The organism is Moritella sp. Urea-trap-13, assembly GCF_002836355.1.
In the GTDB taxonomy this organism is placed as follows: Bacteria; Pseudomonadota; Gammaproteobacteria; order Enterobacterales; family Moritellaceae; genus Moritella.
In genome coordinates, this window is record NZ_PJCA01000030.1 from 26,138 (window position 1) to 48,940 (window position 22,803).

Here is a 22,803-nt window from a genome sequence, read left to right on the forward strand (position 1 = left end):
CATATTTTAGTCTAGGATTGAAATAAGATACTAACAAATGAGGAGATTTGCATGGAAGCGAAAAAGTTCATTGACGAGAAATCTGGCATCTTAGCTGAATACCTAGACTTTTTTCTAATGAGGAAACTTACTTATTCACAACTAAACCATTTTCTGTGGGATACATTACGAGAATGGGATGACTTGGATATTTTTGATGAGTCGATAGATAGCTGTAAGGAACAAGTTTTTTGGTTCCTGCTATTTGAGTTAAAAAGCTGGTCTAGCCAACAGATTTTTGCCAACCGTATATTGCGCCAAAAATTACACACTGGTGCTTTATTCTTACAAGGTCAAGGAGTTAAGCCATACAACTGTATTGGTATTAGACCTATAACGGAATACTTGGACTAAGTTCGCTATTACGAATAATTGATTGTTAATTATTCACGCTTAAATACATCGACTAAACTAAGCCCAGTCTGCTGTCGGGCTTATTTAATTGATAAAAATACGGTAGTATCAGCAAACACTTACGTTATGGATTGCTGACATTGCCGACTATTCTTCAAACCTTATCAATTTACCTTAATCCCCGAGTACTGTTTATGGGATTATTTGGCTTCTCTTCTGGGTTACCTATCCTGTTGGTGTTCTCGACACTGTCATTTTGGCTACGTGAAGCTGGCGTTGAACGTGCCAGTATTGGTTTCTTTAGCTGGATAGCCCTTGCCTATGGCTTTAAATGGGCTTGGTCGCCATTAGTCGATCAGATCCAATTACCTTGGTTGCACAATAAACTGGGACGCCGCCGCAGCTGGCTACTGTTCACACAGCTGATGATCATTGCTATGCTAATGATTATGGCGACCCAAGATCCGCAACAAAGCGTGATCTTATTTATCATCGCATCACTAGGTTTAGCGCTTTTCTCTGCCACCCAAGATATCGTGGTTGATGCGTTTCGAATTGAAAGTGCGGATAGCCGACTACAAGGCGCAATGGCGGCCACTTACATGACCGGCTATCGTCTTGCTATGATCGTGGCTGGTGCTGGTTCATTAGCCATCGCTGCATTTTACGATAATAGCGCTGTCTATAATGCCGCGGCTTGGCAGTTTGCTTATGCTTGTATGGCGCTGTTCATGTTATTCGGGGTGTTTGCCACCTTGCTTTCCAAAGAACCCGTCGCCAAACATAAAGTACAAACCGTGCATAACATCCGTGATTTCCTTATTACCGGTATCGTTAAACCGCTTATAGACCTATTCCAACGTTATGGCAAAACCTGTCTACTGTTGCTCGGTATTGTTATCACTTATCGTATCAGTGACATTGTCATGGGCATTATGGCCAACCCCTTTTATGTCGACATGGGTTACTCAAAAGCCGAAGTGGCCACCGTTGCCAAAGTATTTGGTGTAGTCATGACATTGGTAGGCGCTGGTTTAGGCGGATTATTAGTTAATGGTTTTGGCCTACTTGCTACCTTATTACTCGGCGGTGTTTTAGCGGCGCTGACCAATGTGCTGTTTCATTGGATGGCAGGTAGCATGGCTACCAGTCAATTAATGGCAGTATTGGCTTTGATATTGCCAGAGACTTGGTTACAAGCGCAAGACCCTGCCCTGCTGCTATTAACCTTGGTGATTAGTGCTGATAATTTAAGTGCCGGCATTGCCACTTGCGCCTTTGTGGTGTTTTTATCACGCTTAACCAATACCCAGTTTACTGCAACCCAATATGCTCTGTTCTCATCCATCATGGTATTACTGCCGAAATTTATTGCCGGATTCTCAGGGGTGATTGTAGATGCGTGGGATTATTCAGCCTTCTTCATTGGCACTGCGTTCTTAGGGATTATTCCAGTGAGCTTTATTGTCGTATTAATTTACATGCAGATTACTAAGCGTTTTAAATGGATTGAATCATAGCCATAAAAAAAGCCTAACGCGTATCAACCCGTTAGGCTTTTTTATGACTATGAAGAACTAAATCACTTTAAAATAAAGCCTTCAGATCTAATCTCTTTGGTTATCAAATTGGAATGGTTGACCCAAATCTGAAGTACGAATTAATTGCATTGTCGCTTGCAAGTCATCACGCTTCTTACCAACAACGCGCACTTTGTCACCTTGAATAGAAACTTGTACTTTGATCTTGCTGTCTTTAATTGCTTTTACAACTTTTTTAGCGACTGCGCCTTCAACGCCTTGCATAAACTCAACGTCTGCACTGCAAGTTTTACCTGAAAATTCAGTTTTACCTACGCTCATCGAAGATGAATCAATATTACGCTTAACTAAGGCACTACGTAAAATATCAGCCATTTGGCGAAGTTGCATATCTTCATCAGTACGCATTTTTACTTTTTCTTTAATCAGTTCAAAACTTGCTTCAACACCACGGAAATCAAAACGTGTGCTTAATTCACGGTTTGCATTGTCAGTTGCGTTTTTCACTTCAACCATGTCAACTTCAGAAATAATATCAAATTGCGGCATCATCATATCCTATCATTTATAATGATCTGATTATCTAATAGATGATAGCGGTAGTTCAACCATTAACTACCGAAGTAAGCCACTCCATTGCATTAAGTAACGATTATTAGACGTTATACGTATAGCATCGCTGCCACCGACAGATATATGAACCCGGATAAATAAAAATGGTCGCTAACAACTGGCGAACTAAATACAATAAATAAACGACTATAATTGCATTAGGCTCCATTTTGTTGAGATAGGTATGGCATTAAACAAATATAAATTTTGGTTTAGACTGTTATTAGCCATGGTCATATTCACTATCTGCATTATTGCGTTTGGCAAAGCAACAACTGATATCCCGCAATTAGGCTACGACAAATTAAACCACTTAATTGCCTTTGCGTCATTAGCCTTACTGTTTGATTATAGTTTCCCCAACAGAACCATTACGCTGTTTATGACATTACTTGGATTCGGTATTTTTATTGAGTTCATTCAAGGTATGATACCCAGTCGCACAACCAGTTACTGGGATATTCTCGCCGATTTAATCGGTATTACCAGTTACTTAATTCTTCAACCATTACGAGCAAAAATACATGGCTAATTGGAACATTCTCGGTGCCGGTGCTATCGGGCACTTCTTTGCAGAGAAGTTATTGAAATCAGGCCAACATGCCGCTTTTGTTTTACGTCCCGAGAGTGAACCACATATCCGCAGTTTTAATTTTGAAAACTTAGCGGCTGAAAACAGCAGTAATACCGTCATGGCACAAGGTAAGCTCACGCCTAAATGTGATTTTTTACTGGTCACCCTCAAAGCCCAAAATGTACTGCCTGCGCTGACCTTACTCCAATCACAAATCGATAAGCATTGTTGTATCGTGCTGCTACATAATGGCATGGGCACTGCAGAGCAAACCGAAAAACTATTCCCGCGTAACGCCATCATGGTCGGCACCACATCCAATGGGGTATTGAAAGTCTCTGACGAGCATATTCGCCACACTGGCGCTGGTGTTACTTGGTTGGGGCCATTCAACAACCAAGCCAAGCGCTATAAAGACATTGCCAGTCAACTATGGGCTCTGGAAGAATTAACATGGTGTGATGATATTCGTGAGAAACTATGGCTTAAACTCGTGATTAATTGTGCAATAAATCCATTAACCGCGATCCATCAATGCAACAATGGTGAATTGGCTAATCCAGCGTTACATCCGCAGGTGGTGAAGGTGGTGCAAGAGTTAGCATTAGTCTGTGAAAAAGCCCGCTTACCCTGGTCTTATGCGGAGCTACAAGCACAAGTTGATAACGTCATAACACGCACTGCTGAAAACTACTCTTCAATGCACCAAGATCGTCACTTTAATCGACCTTCTGAAATTGACTTCATTACCGGTTATATTTTAAAAGTAGCAAATGCCTATAGTATTCCCATGCCGACTAACCAAGCTTTGTTCGAGCAAATCAAAGCGCAAGAAACGACTTCCGCTTAATCCAAGAGCACAATTTAGTTTAGCGCGATTTAGTTTAGTCCAAGATCAAAAAAGCCAGCAATCACTTGCTGGCTTTTACTCATAACCTCACTAAGACCGAAACCTCAGTAATGCTATTGCTTAAGGATATTAAAAGTTAAGGACGGTAAACTTTCACGTTACCATAACCTTTCTCAATCAGGTAAAGCGCTTGTAGTTTACTCATCACGCCACGATCACAGTACAGTAAGTAAGTCTTGTCTTGATCTAATTCACCGAACTGATTACCTAACTTGAAGAAAGGCATGTGTTGCACTTCAAGTCCATCAACATCAAGTGGTGAATCTTCAACTTCATCGATACTGCGAATGTCTAAGATCACTTCGTTTGCTGCGATTTCAGTTACTGCTTCAACATCGCTTACTTGTTCTTGTGTTTCGGTTGCGATTTGACGAATATCGATCACTTTAGCATCCATAACAACTTGGTCAATCAATGCCATGTCGAATTTAGCTTCTTCCGCTTCAATCTTCTCTTTCACTGCTTTTACTGTTGGTTTATTTGAAATAACACCACAGTATTCAGGAATTGTTTCAGAGAATTCAGCCGTACCAATTTTACGCGCCGTATCAATAATGTCTTGCTTATCAGCCACGATCAATGGGCGTAAGATCAACATATCAGTAACGGAATCGATTAACGATAAGTTACGGATAGTTTGGCTTGATACTTGGCCTACAGCTTCACCCGTTACTAACGCTTCAATACCGAGACGTTCTGCAACTTTAGACGCTGCGCGCATCATCATACGTTTCAGTACTACACCCATTTGCGAGTTATCTACTTTTTCTAAGATCTCTGCAACAACGGGATCGAACGGCACACTAATAAATTTAACTTTGTGTGATGAGCTGTATTTGTTCCACAAGTAATATGAAATTTGTTTCACACCAATCTCATGCGCATCACCGCCAAGATTGAAGAAACAGAAATGCGTACGACTACCACGTTTAATCGTTAAGTAGCTTGATACTGCCGAGTCAAAACCGCCTGACATTAATGATAGAACATCTTCTTGTCCAGCCATTGGGAAACCACCCAGGCCTTCGTGGCGTTCAGTCACTAAATAAAGCTTTTCGTGTTCAACTTCGATTTTAATCGTTTCTTGTGGTTTTCTTAATTTCACACCAGCTGCATCAGTATGCTGATTTAAGCCACCGCCAACATAACGTTCTACGTCAATCGAAGTAAAATCATGTTTACCGTTACGTTTAGCACGTACACAGAATGTTTTACCCGCAAGCAAGTCTTTATAAACTGGTAATGCTTGTTGGAAAATATCATCCAGATCGGTAAAAGTAGATTCGTGTACTTCTAATGAATGGGCAATACCCGGAGTATTTCTTAATACTTCACGATAGAAGTCGCGGTTTTTATCACTGTCGTCGGTAGTACGAACAACAATCTTATCCCACTCAAGGATCACGCGAGCATGTTCATCTTCACGACGTAAAATATTACGTAAACTCGATTGCAGCATTTTACTGAAACGCTGACGCACGGATTTACTTTTCATCATTACTTCTGGGAATATCTTTACAATAAATTTCATGGTTTTGCCTACATCATAGTTCAAACAAACAGTTGGCCCAGCATTTCATCGCGCTGGGTGTTTAGCTGATATATTCGATTAACTTAAATCAAAATAAAAAAAACGGGCGCACCTTTAGATGAGCCCGTTCCTGTTGCTGGACAGCAGTATACCCAAAATGTCTAAATATGCAAGATGCTAACGATTGCTCACCACCCTGGTTAATTGCGGTATTGCATTCCCTACCAGCTCAATTTCGACTTGGCTACCAACTTCAATCTTAGACTGTAATAACCACGGCTGGGAGCGTCCTGAAACACGTGTTACTTGATGTCCCGACAACGCCAGTGGTTGCACATGAACAACCGGGGTAATTCGCCCACTTTTACCCACCTGATAAGTAATATCGATGACATTACTTAAGCCTTTCGGACCAGTGAATTTTAGCGCCAACGCCCAACGCGGAGCATGCTGAGTTTGACCATATTGACGTTGCTGGACATTATTGGCCAATTTGATAACAATACCATCGAGCAATAATGTCTCTGTATTTTGATAATGCGCTAACCAATAATCAATGTCTTTAGGGCTGTCGATGGCATGACTCATTTTCGACATATCCGCAAACCCGAGCATGGCTAACTGAACTAAACTCATGATTTCATCTTTATAAGGGCTATCAACCCAACGCCAAGGCATAAAGCGCAGACTCATGACATCGATTTGTTTTGGAGACAATTGACTGGTAATACCCGCGGTCATATGGCGAGAAGACACATACTTACCGCGCTGCTGCCAATCTTTTTGCTCAACATATAACTCCCCATGAATAACCAAGGTATGTGGATAAGCGATAATACTATCGACCGCATGACTGCGTAGCATCAGTGCTAATAAATCTCGACCTTGTTTACCATTGCCTCTGCTCGATGCCGCCACTAATATGCCTTTTTCATAAACCAGTTCAACCGCCATCCCATCAACTTTAGGTTGTACTAATAATTGCTGGTCGTGATGGCGTTGATAAAACTTATCGACAAGGCTTCTTTCCCGCACAGAGTTTAAACTGAGCATCTGCTCTCGGTGCGGTTGTCGAGCATTATATTGTTCGACCTTACTCCCAACCTGCGTTAATGCCGGGGATAAACAATGCGATAACACCGCCAGTTCATCCACTAATAAATCAAATTCACCATCATGTAATAATGGTGTTTTGCCAGCATAATAAATCTGTCGATGTTTAATGATTTGCGTTTCTAAATAACTGATACGATGCTGATTAAGCACACTTGGGCAACGGGAATGAGTGTCGGTAGTATCGATAGTTTCAGCTGGTAGATGGATTGATAACGCCGGCATAACATCTGCGGCTAGCAGTTGCTGAGTGTTTGATAGGAATAATGGTAACAGTAATGAGTAAGTGCGCATAAGCATCTGAGTTCCAAACAATACGGTGATATAACTCAGTATGATAAAGATAATAAAAGTACACTGATTAATTTCACTGCGAGATACAGAAGCGTCGAAGAGAGTAACTTTCAAGTACTGTTAATCGAGCTTGATCACAAATCAGTGACTCGATTAATGCGTATTAACGAGGCTTATTTACGAGGTTTATTGACGAGAGTTGAGTTTATCTGCACTGCACATTTACCCATCGATATTCTTGAACTTACTTAACCATCAACTACACTAAGATTATAATTCCCAAAATTCTGCTCCGAGAGGTATTACCATGCAACTTTCCGATATCAAAAGCATGTATCACAGGCATGAGTTAGTCGAAGCGATTGTCGAACCATCGCTAGTTGCTAACGGGTGGATAGTAGAATTTAAATCCGAGAATGGCGATATTATTCCACTTACTGATTTTAGTGGCCATGAGAAATGTTATAGAAACTTAGATATTGCCACCGCCACCGCACAACAAGTTGGCTTTCCGAGCGTCAGAATAGATGAATCATTTTAACTAGCCAATAGCTAGCCAATAGCTAGCCAATAGCTAGCCACCAAGGATATGGTCAGCAGATATGACGCTGACCATTTATCTAATTACCGTTTTAACATAATCAAATATATCGTTATGGATTACGGTTCAAAACCTTCACGCATAAATTCTTTACCATCACAATTCGCACAAGATAATACCAGCGCAGGATGAAATAATTCTTTTTGGTAACCACAGCGCACACAAGTTAACACACCAAATCCCACTTCATCACCAACTTGATAACGTCCTTGATGCTCTAGGTCATCACCGACTTCAGTCCATTCTACTTGAGTCTTGTCGGTTATCGACGCTAATGTTCCCCAGGTGATTTTATCCCACGCTTGATACCACGCCGATAATTTAAAGTCAGCAACACTGGTTTGATAATCTTTATTTAATTCACCAACATCATGGCGAATATAGGCTGATGCTTCGGTTAATTCTTTTTTAGTCAAATCCCCCGCCGCACCTAAGTAAGCTTCAGCTTTCAGTACAAATCGTTGCGTAAAATCATTACCCATAAATTGTTCCCTCCCCTTATAGCTCAGAGGATGTACAGATAAGTGCCGTACTGTATTTCGATATTGAGTATTGAGCTTAGCCATATAAACCTCCGAATTAATGTAATAACAGTTAACTGGTATTTATTAATAACACGTCATCTATATTGATCAGTAAAACTATTCACACCCAGCAATAACCAACACCTTGTAAACATAAAAACAGCCACTGCTATAGCTTAAGTATATGCCAAAATCACAAGCCAACAAGCGGTCTGCATCACATAGTTTCCTTGCAAAAGAGCCCAATCCGCATTATCACTAAGGAAAACTTATCGCTATCTGCAAATGAAACTTGTTGCCCTCACTGTGCTAAGGTATTCTATGGCAAAATTTTGTTTATAAATCCTACCAAGAACAGACTGGATATTACCCATGCAAGAACAATATACTCCAAGCAGTATCGAACCTCAGGTTCAACAACACTGGCAAGAAAATAAAACATTCGAAGTAAAAAACGACGAAACTAAAGAAAAATTCTACTGCTTGTCTATGTTCCCATACCCAAGTGGTCGACTACACATGGGCCATGTACGTAACTACACCATTGGTGACGTGATCGCACGTTTCCAACGTATGCAAGGAAAAAACGTATTGCAACCAATCGGTTGGGATGCATTTGGTCTACCAGCTGAAAATGCAGCAATTAAGAACAACACTGCACCTGCGCCTTGGACATATGAAAACATCGATTACATGAAAGGTCAGCTAACGTCTTTAGGCTTTGGTTATGACTGGAGTCGTGAAATTGCAACCTGTACTCCTGAATACTACCGTTGGGAACAAGAGTTCTTCACTAAACTGTTCAACAAAGGTTTAGTTTACAAGAAGACCTCATCAGTTAACTGGTGTCCAAACGATGAAACTGTATTGGCTAACGAACAAGTAAATGACGGTTGCTGCTGGCGTTGTGATACCCCTGTAGAACAAAAAGAAATTCCACAGTGGTTTATTAAGATCACAGAGTACGCAGACGAGCTACTGACATCTATTGATGACCTTGACGGCTGGCCTGAGCAAGTTAAAACCATGCAACGTAACTGGATCGGCCGCAGTGAAGGCATCGAACTAGACTTTGCAGTTGCAGACCAAACGGATGAACTAAGCAAGTTATCTGTATACACAACACGCCCAGACACAGTAATGGGTGTAACGTATGTAGGTATCGCAGCAGGTCACCCACTTGCAGAGCAAGCAGCATTAACAAACCCAGCACTAGCAGAATTCAACCTTGAATGTAAAAACATGAAAGTGGCTGAAGCTGATCTAGAGAAAATGGAAAAGAAAGGCATGGCTACTGGCCTATACGCTATTCATCCATTAAACGGTCGTAAAGTACCTGTATACGTAGCTAACTTCGTATTAATGGGCTACGGCACTGGCGCTGTAATGGCGGTTCCTGCTCACGATCAACGTGACTATGAATTCGCAACTAAATACGGCATCGATATCGTACCGGTAATCAAACCAGTAGACGGTAGCGAATTAGACGTATCTGAAGTAGCATTCACTGAAAAAGGTGTGCTATTTAATTCAGGCGAATTCGACGGTTTAGAATTTGGCGCAGCAGTTGATGCAATTGCCGCTAAATTAGAAGCGAACGGTCAAGGCACCAAGAAAGTTAACTTCCGTCTACGTGACTGGGGTGTTTCTCGTCAACGTTATTGGGGCGCGCCAATCCCAATGTTGACACTTGAAGATGGTTCAGTTGTACCAACACCTGCAGACCAACTTCCAGTGATCTTACCTGAAGATGTGAAAATGGACGGCATTCAAAGTCCAATTAAAGCTGATTTAGAATGGGCTAAAACAACATACAATGGTCAACCTGCACTACGTGAAACAGATACTTTCGATACCTTCATGGAATCGTCTTGGTATTATGCACGTTACTGTAGCGCAACATCAGAAACTGAAATGCTTAACCGTGAAGATGCTAATCACTGGTTACCAGTAGATCAGTATGTTGGTGGTATTGAACATGCATGTATGCACCTACTATATGCTCGTTTCTTCCATAAATTGCTACGTGATGAGCAAATGGTTGATAGCAACGAACCGTTCAAACGTCTACTTTGTCAAGGTATGGTACTTGCAGATGCATACTACTACACTAACGACAACGGCGGCCGTGTTTGGGTTTCTCCATTAGATGTAACCGTTGAGCGTGACGACAAAGGTCAACCAACTAAGTACATCGACAATGAAGGCAATGAACTTGTTTATACAGGCATGACAAAAATGTCTAAGTCTAAAAACAATGGTATTGACCCACAAACAATGATCGAACGTTTTGGTGCTGATACAGTACGTCTATTCATGATGTTCGCAGCACCCGCTGACCAAACACTAGAATGGCAAGACTCGGCAGTAGAAGGCGCACACCGTTTCTTACGTCGTATCTGGACATTAGCTTACAACCACATCAGTAAAGGTGACGTTGTAGCGTTAGATGTTGCAGCACTTAACGGCAAGCAAAAAGAACTACGTCGTGAGATCCATAAAACAATTGCTAAGGTATCTGATGATATCGAACGTCGTCAAACGTTCAACACGGCGATTGCATCTGTTATGGAACTAATGAACAAGCTAGCTAAAGCGCCACAAGAGTCAGAGCAAGATCGCGCCCTACTGCAAGAAGCATTAGTGGCGGTTGTGCGTCTACTTGCACCTATCACTCCACACATCTGTTTTGAACTGTGGGGCAAATTAGGTCAAGAAGGTAACATAGATGAAGCACTTTGGCCTGTAGCTGATAAAGCTGCAATGGTTGAATCTGAAAAACTAATCATCGTACAAGTGAACGGTAAACTGCGAGCTAAATTAACAGTACCAGCTGACGCAACACGAGAATCTGTTGAAGCATTAGCAAATGCAGATGAAAACGTGACTAAGTTCACTGACGGTAAAACAGTACGTAAAGTCATTTTCGTACCAGGTAAACTACTGAATATTGTTGCTAACTAAGACTATTTATCAGCACTAATAACAGCGTAATTAGATGATCAATTAACGCTGTTATTAGTCGATTTATAACCACTTAGCTGTAAATAGTACGCAAATAATAGGCCCTGCATTCTGCTTTTATTTTTATAGTAGAGTCTAGGGCTTTTTTGTTTTTCGATTACGTGTAAAATTAGCGGCAATTAACTTATCTATTTTGTAGGCATTATGAACGCATCGGCACTGACACCACGTTTTATTCGACTAACTTGCATCTTCTTGGTAACAGCAGTGCTTAGCGGCTGCGGCTTCCATTTAAAAAATGGCAGTGGTATTCCCAATGAATTACGTAATTTAACCTTAGTATCGAGTAAGTACTCTGATCTAACCCGCCTAATCAAAAGAGAATTACGCTACAACCAAATCAATCTCGTCAAACCAACTGTTACGAGCATGGAATCGTTAACAACAGAAAGCGATAACGCGTCAGATGATATGGGTGAAGATTCGACCCAAACTAAAATAACCGCAATGGATCCAGCGTTATTAAACTCGCAAACCCCTGTACTTAGAATTATGTCAGAAAGTACTGGTTCACGAACTGTATCACTGTATTCAGATGCAACAGCTGCGGAATATGAACTTAGCTACGTCTTAGAAATGGAAGTTCGCTTGCCTAATCAAGATCCTCAGTATTTCACTATCGCCCTGCAACGTGATCAATTAAACAACTCGCAAGAAGCATTAGCACGTTCACGTGAATCGGAATTATTAATTCGAGAATTACGCGAAGCGGCAGCACAACAGGTTGTCCGCACACTAAGCCAAGTTGTTATTGACCCACAGACAACTGGCAATAGCGATGAAGAATCGGCGCAGAATAGCGAACTCAATACAGAGCTTAATACCGAACTGAATGCTGAATCAGATATCACATTTGAAGCTAACTAATGCGCGTTTATCCAGAGCAACTCGATCAGTACTTAAAAACTGAAATCAAACCCTGCTATTTAATATTCGGTGAAGAACCGTTATTAAAGATGGAAGCGATTGAGCAGATTAAAGCCGCCGCGCAGAAAGTCGGCTTTGACGAACATCATAAGTTTCATGCTGAACCAATCATGGACTGGCCAGCGGTGTTTAATGCCTGCCAATCCATGTCGCTATTTTCCAGTCGTCAAACCGTTGAACTGATCTTTGAAAAAAGACCAACGAAAGAAGATATTAGCCAACTGAATGATTTGTTTAAGCTACTTAACCCTGATCTCATTATTATTATCAGTGGTCCATATCTGACTAAAGCTCAGCAAAGCGCTAAATGGTTCCTGCAGTACTTCAAAAATGCGCTGTTCATTCCAGTAGGTCATCCCGAAGGGCGTTTTTTTGCTAACTGGATGCGCCATCGCCTTAAACGCGCCAACCTTGATGCCCAAGCAGATGTGATAACCCTGCTTTGCCGTAGCTTTGAAGGTAATTTATTAGCTGCCAAGCAAGAGATTGATAAATTATCCCTGCTCCACCCAGGCCAGACTCTCACCTTGGCACAACTGCAGGCAGCAATTACCCAACATTCACACTTCAGTAGTTTTCAACTGGTTGATGCGTTGCTTGCCGGTAAAGTAAATCGCGGGCAGCGGATCCTACAACAATTACAGGCCGAAGGTGTCGACCCGATTGTCATTAACTGGGCACTAAACAAAGAAATCAATCAGCTTTATCATTACAGCTTGATGCAACAGCAAGGGCTATCTGTGATTGATGAAATGAAAAAACAGCGTTTATGGGCAGGTCGCCAACAAATTATTAATGCCTGCTTAAGTCGCTTATCATTAAGCAAAATTGAGCAAATGTTAATACTGTGCTCCAGTGTTGATAGTGCGATCAAAACCAGCAGCAGTATTGATCCCTGGTTATCATTACAAATGTTGAGTATTAGCTTTACCGACTCGACTTTACTACCTAACTTTCATCATGCTGAAATTAAATAACTTTACCCTATGGACATCACTTTATCCGATCAAGATAATTTGGTGTCTTTATTCATAACGAACGGCTACTTATGACTGATTTTACCCCGACTCGCGCTATTGGTATTTTAGGCGGTACATTTGACCCGATCCATTATGGTCATCTTCGTCCTTGCTTGGATCTGTTACAACAGCTTAATTTAGCTGAAGTCAGATTGATGCCCAATCACATCCCCCCGCATCGTGCGGCGCCAGGTTCAAATGCAGAACATCGCTTGGCTATGACGTCATTAGCGGTAGAAAACTGTGCAGAGTTAACTGTTGATACCCGTGAATTAAACCGTACAACACCTTCTTATAGCATTGATACTTTAATTGAGCTTGCCGCTGAAAACCCAACCACCCCGGTGTGCTTTTTAATTGGCCTTGATTCACTCAATAGTCTGCACACTTGGTATCGCTGGCAAGAATTACTCGACTACTGTCATCTAGTGGTGAGCTATCGTCCTAACTATGCATTAACATTAGCACCTGAAGTGCAAAAATTATTTGAACAAGTACAAACAACCGATGTCGAAGTCCTACAGCAACAAAAGCAAGGGCGTATTTTACTCTGGCCCAGCACACAGTTAGAAATATCGGCGACACGGATCCGTCAGTTAATTGAAAACCAACAAAACCCTCAATATCTATTACCCGATAATGTGTTGTCTTATATACATAAAAACAATTTGTATGCGAAAACGACAGCAGATACTAGCTCAAGTACAAGCTAGGTATATATTTAGACATTATTCACTGTTATAATTCGCGGTTAACTCGATAAAGTTCCTCTGGAGGACCCTTGCAAACTTCTGAACTGCAAGCATTTGTACTAGACAAAATTGAAGACATGAAAGCCCGCGACATCCAAGTTGTTGATGTTAAAGGTAGATCACCTGTAACAGATGTAATGATCGTATGTACAGGTACATCAAAAACTCACGTAAAATCGATTTCTAATCACCTTTACCTTGAAGCTAAAAGTCACGAAGTATACGTGATGGGCATTGAAGGTATGGAAGATAGTGAATGGGTTTTAGTTGATATGGGTGATGTAGTTGTACACATCATGCAACAACAAACGCGTGATCTTTACCAACTAGAACAACTTTGGCAGTCTGTAGGGGCATAGTCAAATGAAGATTCAGCTAGTTGCAGTTGGCAGTAAGATGCCAGCATGGGTAGAAATCGGGTATAAAGAATATGCACGTCGCTTCCCTAAAGATATGCCTTTTGAATTACTTGAAATCAGTGCGGGTAAGCGTGGTAAAAACGCCGACATCAAACGGATTTTAGAACAAGAAGGCATTAAAACGATGCAAGCTATTCCGAAAGGTAATCGCATCGTCACTCTGGAAGTTACCGGCAAACCTTGGACTACTGAACAACTAGCCGTTGAACTAGATAAGTGGAAGCATGATGGTCGAGACGTTAGCCTATTAATAGGCGGCCCAGAAGGACTTGCCCCAGAATGCATCGCAGCATCGGAACAGCGCTGGTCGTTGTCACCACTCACCTTGCCACATCCGATGGTACGTGTAGTGGTTGCCGAAGCGTTATATCGCGCTTGGAGTGTTACAACAAACCATCCTTATCATAGAGAGTAATATTGGTGGCAAGGAAGCGTATAACCTTACGAGACCATTCTGCGGAAACAGCATTATTTAGCCGTCGCATCATGGTCTCATTTATTTTTGTTTTCTGCGTACTTGGCTTGCTATTAAGTAATCTTTATTACTTACAAGTCGATTCATATCAAGCTTATAAAACCCGCTCGAACGAAAACCGCGTAAAGCTAGTGCCTATCGCGCCCAATCGTGGACTTATCTATGACCGTAATGGCATCCTCTTAGCTGAAAACAAACCCGTTTACAGCCTAGATATGGTACCAGAAAAAATTACCGATATTGATGCCACAATTGCACAATTAACCACGCTATTAAATCTCACTGCAGATAATATTGATGATTTCCATATCCGTTTAAAACGCCAACGTCGTTTTAAACAAGTGCCTATATTAACCAATTTATCTGAATCTCAAGTGGCCCTATTTTCAGTGCAACGCCATAACTACCCAGGTATTTCGGTCACAGCACGATTAAAACGTTATTATCCGTTTGGCGATGCGCTTACCCATGCACTCGGTTACGTTGCTAGAATTAACAGTAATGACCTTAAACGCTTAGAGAAAAGTGGTTCACGCGCTATCTATGCCGCTACCCATGATATTGGCAAACAAGGTATCGAGCGTTATTACGAAAAAACCCTCCATGGTGAGCCAGGCTTTAAAGAAGTCGAAGTCAACAATCGCGGTAAGATCGTACGCACACTGAAAATAACCCAGCCCGTACCTGGTAATGACCTGTATTTAAATATCGATATTCGTTTGCAGCTTAAAGCGCAACAAGAATTAGCTGGTCGTCGTGGCGCCATCATCTTACTAGCACCAAAAACCGGTGAAGTATTAGCGATGATCTCAAGCCCGAGTTACGATCCAAACTTATTCGTGCATGGTATTAGCAGTAAAAACTACAACCGCCTATTACAGTCAAAAGATCGCCCGTTGATTAACCGTGCCACACAAGGTCGTTATCCGCCGGCATCAACCGTTAAACCACAACTGGCCATCTTAGGTTTAGAAGATGGCGCTATCACGCCGAGCACTATTATCAATGACCGTGGTTGGTTTCAGATCCCAAATACCAAACGTCGTTTCCGTGACTGGAAGCGTTGGGGACACGGTAAAATTAATGTCTATACCGCTATCGAGCAATCCTCGGACACCTTCTTTTATAACCTCGCTTATAATGTCGGTATTGATAAAATTAATAGCTTCATGAGCGAGTTTGGCTTTGGAGACTACACCGGCATTGACGTCAGAGAAGAAACCAATGCAATTTTGCCCTCACGAGAATGGAAACGAGCACGTTACAATGAACCTTGGTATCAAGGTGACACGATTTCCGTGGGTATTGGCCAAGGTTACTGGTCTTCGACTCCAATCCAACTGGCCAAAGCAACCGGTATTGTCGCCAGTAAAGGTTTACGTCCCGTGCCGCAACTGATCAGAGATATAAAATACACCAATGGCGATGTGTTTAAACCTGTGGTCGAGTTACCGCCACTAAAATTAAAAGATCCAAGCCACTGGCAAGTAGCCAAAGATGGTATGCACGGTGTGGTGACGAAGAGTAACGGTACCGCACGTCGCGCCTTTGCCAAAGCCAAATATAGCGCAGCCGGTAAATCAGGTACGGCACAGTTATACCAACTTGGTGAAGAGAAATACGATGCCAGCAAGATCCGCGAACGATTACGTGATAATGCCATGTTTGTCGCTTATGCTCCGTTTGAAGAACCTGAAATTTCAGCCACGATTATTCTCGAAAATGCCGGGGGTGGTAGCTCGCAAGCTGCGCCATCAGCACGTCGTTTATTTGATGTCTACTTTGATAATAAAAAGGAAAATTAATGCCAGATCGTCGCCATAATCAAAGTATTTGGTATAAATTACATATCGATTTCCCGTTATTATTTGGCCTACTAAGCCTCATGGGTGTCAGCCTTGTCGTGCTTTACAGCGCAGGCGGCGCTGACATGGCATTAATGGAAAGACAAGTGATTCGAATGATCCTTGCCTTGGCGGTTATGTTTGCCTTAGCACAAATATCACCATCGACCTATCGACGCTGGGCATTCCCGATATTTATCATTGGTACCCTGTTATTAATCGCGGTATTACTGTTTGGCCATGTAGGTAAAGGCGCACAGCGTTGGATTGATCTTGGTTTTACAAAATTCCAGCCGTCTGAAATAATGAAAGTGGTGATGCCATTAGCCGTTGCCCGCTACATGAGCAACCAGCAAATACCGCCGAGTTTTAGAACCATCATTACCGCTGTAATTATGGTGCTCATCCCGACCTTGCTAATTGCCAAGCAACCTGATCTTGGTACGTCGCTATTGGTTGCTACATCGGGGATATTTGTGATCTTCTTGGCCGGTATGTCATGGCGCTTAGTAATGATTGCACTTGGGATCGTGTCTGGGTTTGCACCTGTGTTGTGGTTCTTTTTAATGCACCCCTATCAAAAACAACGGGTATTAACCTTCCTAAACCCAGAAACAGATCCGCTTGGCTCTGGTTATCATATTATTCAATCTAAAATTGCCATTGGTTCTGGCGGTTTCTGGGGTAAAGGTTGGTTATCGGGTACCCAATCACAGCTGGATTTTTTACCCGAACGCCATACCGATTTTATTTTTGCGGTATTTAGTGAAGAATTCGGGTTATTCGGTGTTATTTTATTACTATCACTGTATTTATTTGTGATCTGCCGCGGTTTAATTATCGCATTGCAGGGCCAACGTATATTTGAGCGCCTTATTGCTGGCAGTATCATCCTGACATTCTTTATTTATTTGTTCGTAAATATAGGCATGGTCAGTGGATTATTACCGGTAGTGGGCGTACCACTGCCTTTAATTAGTTATGGCGGCACTTCGATGGTGACATTGATGGCCGGATTTGGCATTCTAATGTCTGTAAGAACACACCGTCGCTTAAGTTGAGGAATTCAGATGTTAGGTAAAAAAGTATTATTTCTGCTAGGTTTAGCAGCGTTTCAAGCTAATAGTGCTGAGTTAACCAGTGAGCACAAGACTTGGGTCGAAGAATTAAGTAGTAAATATGACATATCAGAACAGGTTCTGACAGACGCCATTGGGCAAGCTAATTTTGATGAAAATGTATTAACCAAGATCAAAACACCTTGGGAAAAAAAGCCTTGGTATAAATACGCGCCCATCTTTATTACCGAAAGCCGTATTAACAAAGGTGTTGAGTACTGGAACCAGTACGAAGACGTTTTTGCTAGGGCTGAAAAAGAATATGGTGTACCAGCACAAGTGATCGTCGCGATCATGGGCGTTGAAACCTTCTACGGTAAATACAAAGGCAATCTTTCAGTATTAGATTCGCTCTATACTCTGGGCTTTAATTATCCATCACGTGGTAAGTTTTTCCGTCAAGAGTTCGCTCAATACATCAAGTTAAGCGAACAACAAGGTTGGAAGCTAACTGAAACGCAAGGTTCATATGCGGGTGCTATGGGGTTAGGTCAATTTATCTCATCAAGTTACAGCCACTACGGCGTGGATTTTTCTGGTGACGGTAAAGTGGACATGATCAACGATCCTGTGGATGCGATTGGTAGTATTGCTAACTACTTTAACAAGCATAACTGGCAAACTGATGGTTCTGTTGCTTATCCAGTCAAAGCCGACAGTGAAAAAGTAGCGGAATTACTGAGTTCATCATTACGCATCAAACACACATGGGCAGACCTAACAGCTGCGGGTGTGGTATTGAAAGAATCTGATGATCGCGTACCAGCCATTACTATCGAAGACTCAAGCCCTGTTAAGCTACTTAAATTACAGCAGCTTGATAGCGATGAATACTGGGTTTATCTAGATAACTTCTACAGTATTACCCGTTACAACCACAGTCCATTATACGCAATGGCTGTATTTCAATTAAGTGAAAAAATTAAACAAGCTAAAAATGCGCAATAAACAACGCTTAACCCTACTTTGTATCTGCGGTCTATTGGCCGCATGTTCTTCTTCGCGTTATCAGTATAGTGATGATCACGCGCCAGAGAATATTCCTCAACTGGATGATATTGCAGATGCAGTACCGACGCCGCAAACCTATAGTCGTTATGCCAATCGCGACTATCAAGTGCGTGGCATTGACTATAAAGTATGGCGAGACATAAAAACCTTAACCCAAGAAGGTAAAGCATCTTGGTATGGCAATAAGTTTCATGGTCATGATACTTCCAACGGTGAAGTCTATGACATGTTTTCTATGTCTGCTGCGCACAAGAATTTACCACTACCAAGCTTTGTAAAAGTAACCAACCTAGGTAATGATAAGACGGTAGTAGTGCGTGTTAATGATCGTGGACCTTTTCATTCAGAACGTATTATTGATCTATCGTATGCGGCGGCGTATAAATTAGATATGCTGCAATCTGGTACAGCTAATGTACGTGTTGAATTAATCATTCCGACTGCCGATAACAGCAGTTTATTTACCCCGAAACCGCAGTGGTTCATTCAAGTGTTAGCCTCAAGTAATAAAGCGAAAGCACAAAAAATTGCCGACAGTTTAGGGACTAAATACAGTACTGAAAATCGCTTAGTCATCAGTGGCAAGTTTCATCGAGTACAACTTGGGCCGCTCTCAGAGTCAGAGCAAGCACAGGGTTTATTAGCTAAAGTTAAGCAAGAATATACAAATGCTTATATTTTGAAGGAACTTTCCAGTAAAACGGTATCTAATAAATAAACTTTAAATAGTAATACATCATTCAGCTAGTTTGATAAACTAGCTGCCATTATCGAATAAACTTAATTAAAAACCATTTAATCAAGTTTATTTACTTAAGTTATCAGAAACTTAATCACAAATTTAATTATAGCGAAGTGAAACGTGGCCAATCAATTAAAAAAACTTATCCTAACGAGCCTAGCAATGGCGAGTTTCTCATTAAGTGCAGCACCCAGCGTTATTCCTGATACCCCAGTCGTTGCAGCTAAGGCATTCATATTAGTTGATTTTGATTCCGGTAAAGTTATCGCACAAAAAAATGCTGACGAATCATTAAAACCTGCCAGCCTGACTAAAATGATGACCAGTTATGTGATTGGTCAAGAAATCAAAGCCGGTAATATCAACTTAGATGATCAAGTAACCATCAGTAAAAATGCCTGGGCTAAAAATTTCCCTGACTCATCAAAAATGTTTATCGAAGTTGGTAAAACTATCACGGTAGAAAAATTGAACCAAGGCATTATCGTGCAATCTGGTAATGATGCTTGCGTAGCAATGGCTGAACACATCGCAGGCACTGAAAGCGCATTTGCCCAGTTAATGAATTCATGGAGCAAACAGCTCGGTATGGATGCAACTCACTTTGCTAATAGCCACGGTTTAGATAGCAAAGAACAATACACCACAGCGCGTGATATGGCGACATTAGGGGCTGCACTAATCCGTGATGTACCTGAAGAATACCGCATTTATTCGCAAAAGAAATTTACCTACAACGGCATCACCCAATACAACCGTAATGGCTTGTTATGGGATAAAAGCATGAACGTAGACGGTATTAAAACCGGTCATACCTCAGGTGCTGGTTTTAACTTAGTATCTTCAGCGACCAAAGATAACATGCGTCTAGTTGCAGTGGTACTGGGTACTAAAAGCGGTGATGCGCGTAAAGCTGAAAGTAAAAAACTATTAAACTTTGGTTTCCGTTTCTACGAAACAGTAACATTACATGAAGCAAACTCAAGTATCGTTGCAGAACGTGTTTGGATGGGTGAGCAAGAACAAGTTGAACTAGGTCTAGCAAATAAATTAACGCTGACAGTACCCCGTGGCCAAGCAAAAAATCTAACCGCTAACTTTGAAATTCAAAAAGAGCTAAGCGCACCGATTGCGAAAGGCGATATCGTCGGTAAAGTATTCTATAACCTTAACGATGAAGAGATTGCTCAGGCTGATTTAATCGCGCTTGAAGACGTTGAATTGGGTAGCTGGTTTAGCCGATTAATTGATTATTTCAAATTATTATTTACTGGTTGGTTTGGTTAATCCTTTCCCTGACACCGTTACCCGATTATAATGACCAATACAAAGGAGGCAATTGCCTCCTTTGCCATTATTTTTAAGGTACGAGAAAACTAATGTCTTTAAATACAAAATTCGACGAACTACTTGATTTCCCTTGTCTATTTAACTTTAAAGTTATCGGTAATAGCGATCCTAAACTCGAAGATAATATTGTTGCTGTGGCACAAAAACATGTCGTAGGTAACTATGCTCCTAGCTCTAGAATGAGCAGCAAAGGTACTTATAACTCAGTCACTATCAAAGTTAAAGTACAAGATAACAAGCAAGTAGAAAGCTTATATATCGCTTTTGGTGCGATCCCAGGTGTGGTCCGCGTTTTATAATAAATAATGTCAAAATAAAAATCTAATTAGTGTTACTAATTAGATTTTTTGCGTTGGTGTTAATCATATGGAAGAGCATATTTTGTCAGAACATAGCATTATAATTCGTCAACTTAATCGCCAACCTTACAGCACTGTATTTGACGCGATGAAGGCGTTTACTGAGAACAGAGACGACAGTACTGAAGATGAACTTTGGTTTGTTGAGCACGACCCGGTGTTTACCCAAGGTCAGGCTGGTAAAGCTGAACATATCCTCGCCACTGGCGACATTCCAGTCGTGCAAGCCGATCGTGGTGGTCAAGTTACTTATCACGGTCCTGGTCAGCAAGTGGTGTACTTCTTACTCGATATTAAGCGTCGTAAGCTTGGCGTTCGTGCTCTTGTTACGCATATCGAGAACGGTATTGTTGCCACTCTGGCAGAATCAGGTATTGAAGCCTACCCTCGCGCAGATGCACCAGGTGTTTATGTGGCTGACAAAAAAGTTGCTTCACTCGGTTTAAGGATCAGAAAAGGCCGTTCATTTCATGGTCTAGCATTGAATGTAAACATGGACTTATCACCTTTTTTGCGTATTAACCCTTGTGGTTACGCGGGTATGGAAATGACCCAAACAAGTGATCTTGGTGGTGCTACCAGCTTAGAAGAAATACAACCTAAGCTAGTCGAACACCTATGTTCCCTGCTAGACTACACCCAATTAACTTTCAAAGATGGATTAACAGAGCATGAGTAAAACCGTTCGATTAGAGCCTGGCGTTAAACTTCGCGACGCAGATAAAATGGCTAAAATTCCAGTGAAAATTATTGCTTCTGATACTGATGAAATTCTGCGTAAGCCATCGTGGATGAAAATCCGTCTACCGAAAAGCTCTGCTCGCATCCAAGAAATTAAGAACGTGATGCGTGAAAACAACCTACATTCAGTTTGTGAAGAAGCATCATGTCCAAATCTTTCTGAGTGCTTTAACCACGGTACTGCAACCTTTATGATCATGGGTGCAATTTGTACACGTCGTTGCCCATTCTGCGATGTTGCCCATGGAAAGCCATTACCACTCGTGCAAGAAGAACCGCTTAAGCTGGCACAAACAATTGCTAAAATGAAGCTTAAATATGTGGTTATCACCTCTGTAGATCGTGATGATTTACGTGATGGTGGCGCCCAACATTTTGCTGATTGTATCCGTGAAATTCGTTTATTGAACCCTGAAATCAAAATCGAAATTTTGGTACCAGATTTCAAAGGTCGTATGGATAAAGCATTAGAAATCTTTAAAGATACACCACCAGATGTATTTAACCATAACCTAGAAACTGCACCACAGCATTACAAAATGGCGCGTCCAGGTTCTGATTACCAGTGGTCTTTACGTTTATTAAAACGCTTTAAAGAAATGCACCCAACGGTTCCAACTAAGTCAGGTCTAATGATGGGCTTGGGTGAAACCAACGAAGAGATTGCAGAAGTAATTAAAGATCTTGCCGCAAACGATGTAACGATGCTGACACTAGGCCAATATTTACAACCTAGCCGTCATCACTTACCAGTAAAGCGTTACGTTCATCCAGACGACTTTGATGCGCTAGGCGTACTTGCAAAAGAAGTTGGCTTTGAGCATGCAGCTTGCGGTCCATTCGTACGTTCGTCTTACCATGCTGACTTGCAAGCACAAGGTAAAGCAGTTTCTTAATTCTTTACTTATTTATTAAGAATTAAGAATTAA

23 protein-coding genes are annotated in these 22,803 nt (G+C 41.5%); 19 read left to right on the plus strand and 4 right to left on the minus strand.

What is annotated here, in order from left to right; all coding sequences use genetic code 11:
* Positions 1–51 precede the first annotated feature (51 nt).
* Both CXF93_RS07585 and CXF93_RS07590 read left to right on the plus strand, forming a co-directional pair.
* The gene (locus CXF93_RS07585; protein WP_101061827.1) at positions 52–393 is read left to right on the plus strand and encodes a hypothetical protein; all 342 of its coding nucleotides are present in this window, start codon (positions 52–54) and stop codon (positions 391–393) included.
* Positions 394–533: 140 nt separating this feature from the next.
* Positions 534–1,913: an AmpG family muropeptide MFS transporter gene (locus CXF93_RS07590; protein WP_232784139.1), complete on the plus strand. Its 1,380-nt coding sequence runs from the start codon at positions 534–536 to the stop codon at positions 1,911–1,913.
* An 87-nt stretch (positions 1,914–2,000) separates the two neighbouring features.
* On the opposite strand, the gene CXF93_RS07595 is transcribed toward CXF93_RS07590, so the two are convergent.
* Entirely contained in the window at positions 2,001–2,483 is a 483-nt protein-coding gene (locus CXF93_RS07595) for a YajQ family cyclic di-GMP-binding protein (RefSeq protein ID WP_101061828.1), read from the minus strand.
* Positions 2,484–2,730: 247 nt separating this feature from the next.
* On the opposite strand from CXF93_RS07595, the gene CXF93_RS07600 reads away from it, so the two are divergent.
* Both CXF93_RS07600 and CXF93_RS07605 read left to right on the plus strand, forming a co-directional pair.
* Positions 2,731–3,078: a VanZ family protein gene (locus CXF93_RS07600; protein WP_101061829.1), complete on the plus strand. Its 348-nt coding sequence runs from the start codon at positions 2,731–2,733 to the stop codon at positions 3,076–3,078.
* Positions 3,071–3,970: a ketopantoate reductase family protein gene (locus CXF93_RS07605; RefSeq protein WP_101061830.1), complete on the plus strand. Its 900-nt coding sequence runs from the start codon at positions 3,071–3,073 to the stop codon at positions 3,968–3,970. Before CXF93_RS07600 ends, CXF93_RS07605 begins: the two co-directional genes overlap by 8 nt.
* A gap of 136 nt (positions 3,971–4,106) precedes the next feature.
* Here the strand turns inward: CXF93_RS07605 and thiI are convergent, their stop codons facing one another.
* Both thiI and CXF93_RS07615 read right to left on the minus strand, forming a co-directional pair.
* A complete protein-coding gene (gene thiI, locus CXF93_RS07610; protein WP_101061831.1) occupies positions 4,107–5,561 on the minus strand; it encodes a tRNA uracil 4-sulfurtransferase ThiI in 1,455 nt (484 codons plus the stop codon).
* 177 nt (positions 5,562–5,738) lie between these two features.
* The gene (locus CXF93_RS07615; RefSeq protein ID WP_232784140.1) at positions 5,739–6,968 is read right to left on the minus strand and encodes a DNA ligase; all 1,230 of its coding nucleotides are present in this window, start codon (positions 6,966–6,968) and stop codon (positions 5,739–5,741) included.
* Positions 6,969–7,275: 307 nt separating this feature from the next.
* Here CXF93_RS07615 and CXF93_RS07620 point away from each other — a divergent pair, with 307 nt between their 5' ends.
* Entirely contained in the window at positions 7,276–7,509 is a 234-nt protein-coding gene (locus tag CXF93_RS07620) for a hypothetical protein (protein WP_017222733.1), read from the plus strand.
* A 119-nt stretch (positions 7,510–7,628) separates the two neighbouring features.
* Here the strand turns inward: CXF93_RS07620 and CXF93_RS07625 are convergent, their stop codons facing one another.
* Positions 7,629–8,051 carry a hypothetical protein gene (locus CXF93_RS07625; protein ID WP_101061833.1) on the minus strand — a complete coding sequence of 141 codons (423 nt, stop codon included), beginning with the start codon at positions 8,049–8,051 and terminating at the stop codon, positions 7,629–7,631.
* Positions 8,052–8,465: 414 nt separating this feature from the next.
* Between CXF93_RS07625 and leuS the strand changes: the two genes are divergently transcribed.
* The 14 genes from leuS (at position 8,466) to lipA (ending at position 22,770) form a co-directional block, all read left to right on the plus strand.
* On the plus strand, positions 8,466–11,057 hold the full coding sequence (gene leuS / locus CXF93_RS07630; RefSeq protein ID WP_101061834.1) for a leucine--tRNA ligase: 2,592 nt from the start codon (positions 8,466–8,468) through the stop codon (positions 11,055–11,057).
* A gap of 204 nt (positions 11,058–11,261) precedes the next feature.
* A complete protein-coding gene (lptE, locus tag CXF93_RS07635; RefSeq protein WP_101061835.1) occupies positions 11,262–11,984 on the plus strand; it encodes an LPS assembly lipoprotein LptE in 723 nt (240 codons plus the stop codon).
* Entirely contained in the window at positions 11,984–13,021 is a 1,038-nt protein-coding gene (gene holA / locus CXF93_RS07640) for a DNA polymerase III subunit delta (protein WP_101061836.1), read from the plus strand. Before lptE ends, holA begins: the two co-directional genes overlap by 1 nt.
* A gap of 71 nt (positions 13,022–13,092) precedes the next feature.
* Positions 13,093–13,776: a nicotinate-nucleotide adenylyltransferase gene (gene nadD, locus CXF93_RS07645; RefSeq protein WP_101061837.1), complete on the plus strand. Its 684-nt coding sequence runs from the start codon at positions 13,093–13,095 to the stop codon at positions 13,774–13,776.
* Positions 13,777–13,844: 68 nt separating this feature from the next.
* Entirely contained in the window at positions 13,845–14,174 is a 330-nt protein-coding gene (gene rsfS, locus CXF93_RS07650) for a ribosome silencing factor (protein ID WP_101061838.1), read from the plus strand.
* Between the two features lie 4 nt (positions 14,175–14,178).
* Positions 14,179–14,649 carry a 23S rRNA (pseudouridine(1915)-N(3))-methyltransferase RlmH gene (gene rlmH / locus CXF93_RS07655; protein ID WP_101061839.1) on the plus strand — a complete coding sequence of 157 codons (471 nt, stop codon included), beginning with the start codon at positions 14,179–14,181 and terminating at the stop codon, positions 14,647–14,649.
* A gap of 5 nt (positions 14,650–14,654) precedes the next feature.
* Positions 14,655–16,514 carry a penicillin-binding protein 2 gene (mrdA, locus tag CXF93_RS07660; RefSeq protein ID WP_101061916.1) on the plus strand — a complete coding sequence of 620 codons (1,860 nt, stop codon included), beginning with the start codon at positions 14,655–14,657 and terminating at the stop codon, positions 16,512–16,514.
* Positions 16,514–17,614, plus strand: a complete 1,101-nt coding sequence (gene rodA / locus CXF93_RS07665) for a rod shape-determining protein RodA (protein WP_101061840.1) — start codon at positions 16,514–16,516, stop codon at positions 17,612–17,614. The genes mrdA and rodA overlap by 1 nt, the downstream gene beginning before the upstream one ends.
* Before the next feature lie 9 nt (positions 17,615–17,623).
* Entirely contained in the window at positions 17,624–18,619 is a 996-nt protein-coding gene (mltB, locus tag CXF93_RS07670) for a lytic murein transglycosylase B (RefSeq protein WP_101061841.1), read from the plus strand.
* The gene (locus CXF93_RS07675; protein ID WP_101061842.1) at positions 18,609–19,400 is read left to right on the plus strand and encodes a septal ring lytic transglycosylase RlpA family protein; all 792 of its coding nucleotides are present in this window, start codon (positions 18,609–18,611) and stop codon (positions 19,398–19,400) included. Before mltB ends, CXF93_RS07675 begins: the two co-directional genes overlap by 11 nt.
* 144 nt (positions 19,401–19,544) lie before the next feature.
* Positions 19,545–20,711 (plus strand): D-alanyl-D-alanine carboxypeptidase family protein, encoded by a 1,167-nt coding sequence (locus CXF93_RS07680; RefSeq protein ID WP_101061843.1) that lies wholly within the window; start codon positions 19,545–19,547, stop codon positions 20,709–20,711.
* Positions 20,712–20,803: 92 nt separating this feature from the next.
* On the plus strand, positions 20,804–21,073 hold the full coding sequence (gene ybeD, locus CXF93_RS07685) for a DUF493 family protein YbeD (protein ID WP_101061844.1): 270 nt from the start codon (positions 20,804–20,806) through the stop codon (positions 21,071–21,073).
* 67 nt (positions 21,074–21,140) lie between these two features.
* A complete protein-coding gene (gene lipB, locus CXF93_RS07690; protein WP_101061845.1) occupies positions 21,141–21,812 on the plus strand; it encodes a lipoyl(octanoyl) transferase LipB in 672 nt (223 codons plus the stop codon).
* On the plus strand, positions 21,805–22,770 hold the full coding sequence (gene lipA / locus CXF93_RS07695; protein ID WP_017222748.1) for a lipoyl synthase: 966 nt from the start codon (positions 21,805–21,807) through the stop codon (positions 22,768–22,770). The genes lipB and lipA overlap by 8 nt, the downstream gene beginning before the upstream one ends.
* Positions 22,771–22,803: the final 33 nt, after the last annotated feature.

What these genes read in the sequence shown, in the direction of transcription:
- CXF93_RS07585 (WP_101061827.1), top strand. Translation starts at nt 52, where the DNA reads ATGGAAGCGAAAAAGTTCATTGACGAGAAATCTGGCATCTTAGCTGAA.
- CXF93_RS07595 (WP_101061828.1), bottom strand. Translation starts at nt 2,483, where the DNA reads ATGCCGCAATTTGATATTATTTCTGAAGTTGACATGGTTGAAGTGAAA.
- CXF93_RS07600 (WP_101061829.1), top strand. Translation starts at nt 2,731, where the DNA reads ATGGCATTAAACAAATATAAATTTTGGTTTAGACTGTTATTAGCCATG.
- CXF93_RS07605 (WP_101061830.1), top strand. Translation starts at nt 3,071, where the DNA reads ATGGCTAATTGGAACATTCTCGGTGCCGGTGCTATCGGGCACTTCTTT.
- thiI (WP_101061831.1), bottom strand. Translation starts at nt 5,561, where the DNA reads ATGAAATTTATTGTAAAGATATTCCCAGAAGTAATGATGAAAAGTAAA.
- CXF93_RS07615 (WP_232784140.1), bottom strand. Translation starts at nt 6,968, where the DNA reads ATGCGCACTTACTCATTACTGTTACCATTATTCCTATCAAACACTCAG.
- CXF93_RS07620 (WP_017222733.1), top strand. Translation starts at nt 7,276, where the DNA reads ATGCAACTTTCCGATATCAAAAGCATGTATCACAGGCATGAGTTAGTC.
- CXF93_RS07625 (WP_101061833.1), bottom strand. Translation starts at nt 8,051, where the DNA reads ATGGGTAATGATTTTACGCAACGATTTGTACTGAAAGCTGAAGCTTAC.
- leuS (WP_101061834.1), top strand. Translation starts at nt 8,466, where the DNA reads ATGCAAGAACAATATACTCCAAGCAGTATCGAACCTCAGGTTCAACAA.
- lptE (WP_101061835.1), top strand. Translation starts at nt 11,262, where the DNA reads ATGAACGCATCGGCACTGACACCACGTTTTATTCGACTAACTTGCATC.
- holA (WP_101061836.1), top strand. Translation starts at nt 11,984, where the DNA reads ATGCGCGTTTATCCAGAGCAACTCGATCAGTACTTAAAAACTGAAATC.
- nadD (WP_101061837.1), top strand. Translation starts at nt 13,093, where the DNA reads ATGACTGATTTTACCCCGACTCGCGCTATTGGTATTTTAGGCGGTACA.
- rlmH (WP_101061839.1), top strand. Translation starts at nt 14,179, where the DNA reads ATGAAGATTCAGCTAGTTGCAGTTGGCAGTAAGATGCCAGCATGGGTA.
- rodA (WP_101061840.1), top strand. Translation starts at nt 16,514, where the DNA reads ATGCCAGATCGTCGCCATAATCAAAGTATTTGGTATAAATTACATATC.
- mltB (WP_101061841.1), top strand. Translation starts at nt 17,624, where the DNA reads ATGTTAGGTAAAAAAGTATTATTTCTGCTAGGTTTAGCAGCGTTTCAA.
- CXF93_RS07675 (WP_101061842.1), top strand. Translation starts at nt 18,609, where the DNA reads ATGCGCAATAAACAACGCTTAACCCTACTTTGTATCTGCGGTCTATTG.
- ybeD (WP_101061844.1), top strand. Translation starts at nt 20,804, where the DNA reads ATGTCTTTAAATACAAAATTCGACGAACTACTTGATTTCCCTTGTCTA.
- lipB (WP_101061845.1), top strand. Translation starts at nt 21,141, where the DNA reads ATGGAAGAGCATATTTTGTCAGAACATAGCATTATAATTCGTCAACTT.
- lipA (WP_017222748.1), top strand. Translation starts at nt 21,805, where the DNA reads ATGAGTAAAACCGTTCGATTAGAGCCTGGCGTTAAACTTCGCGACGCA.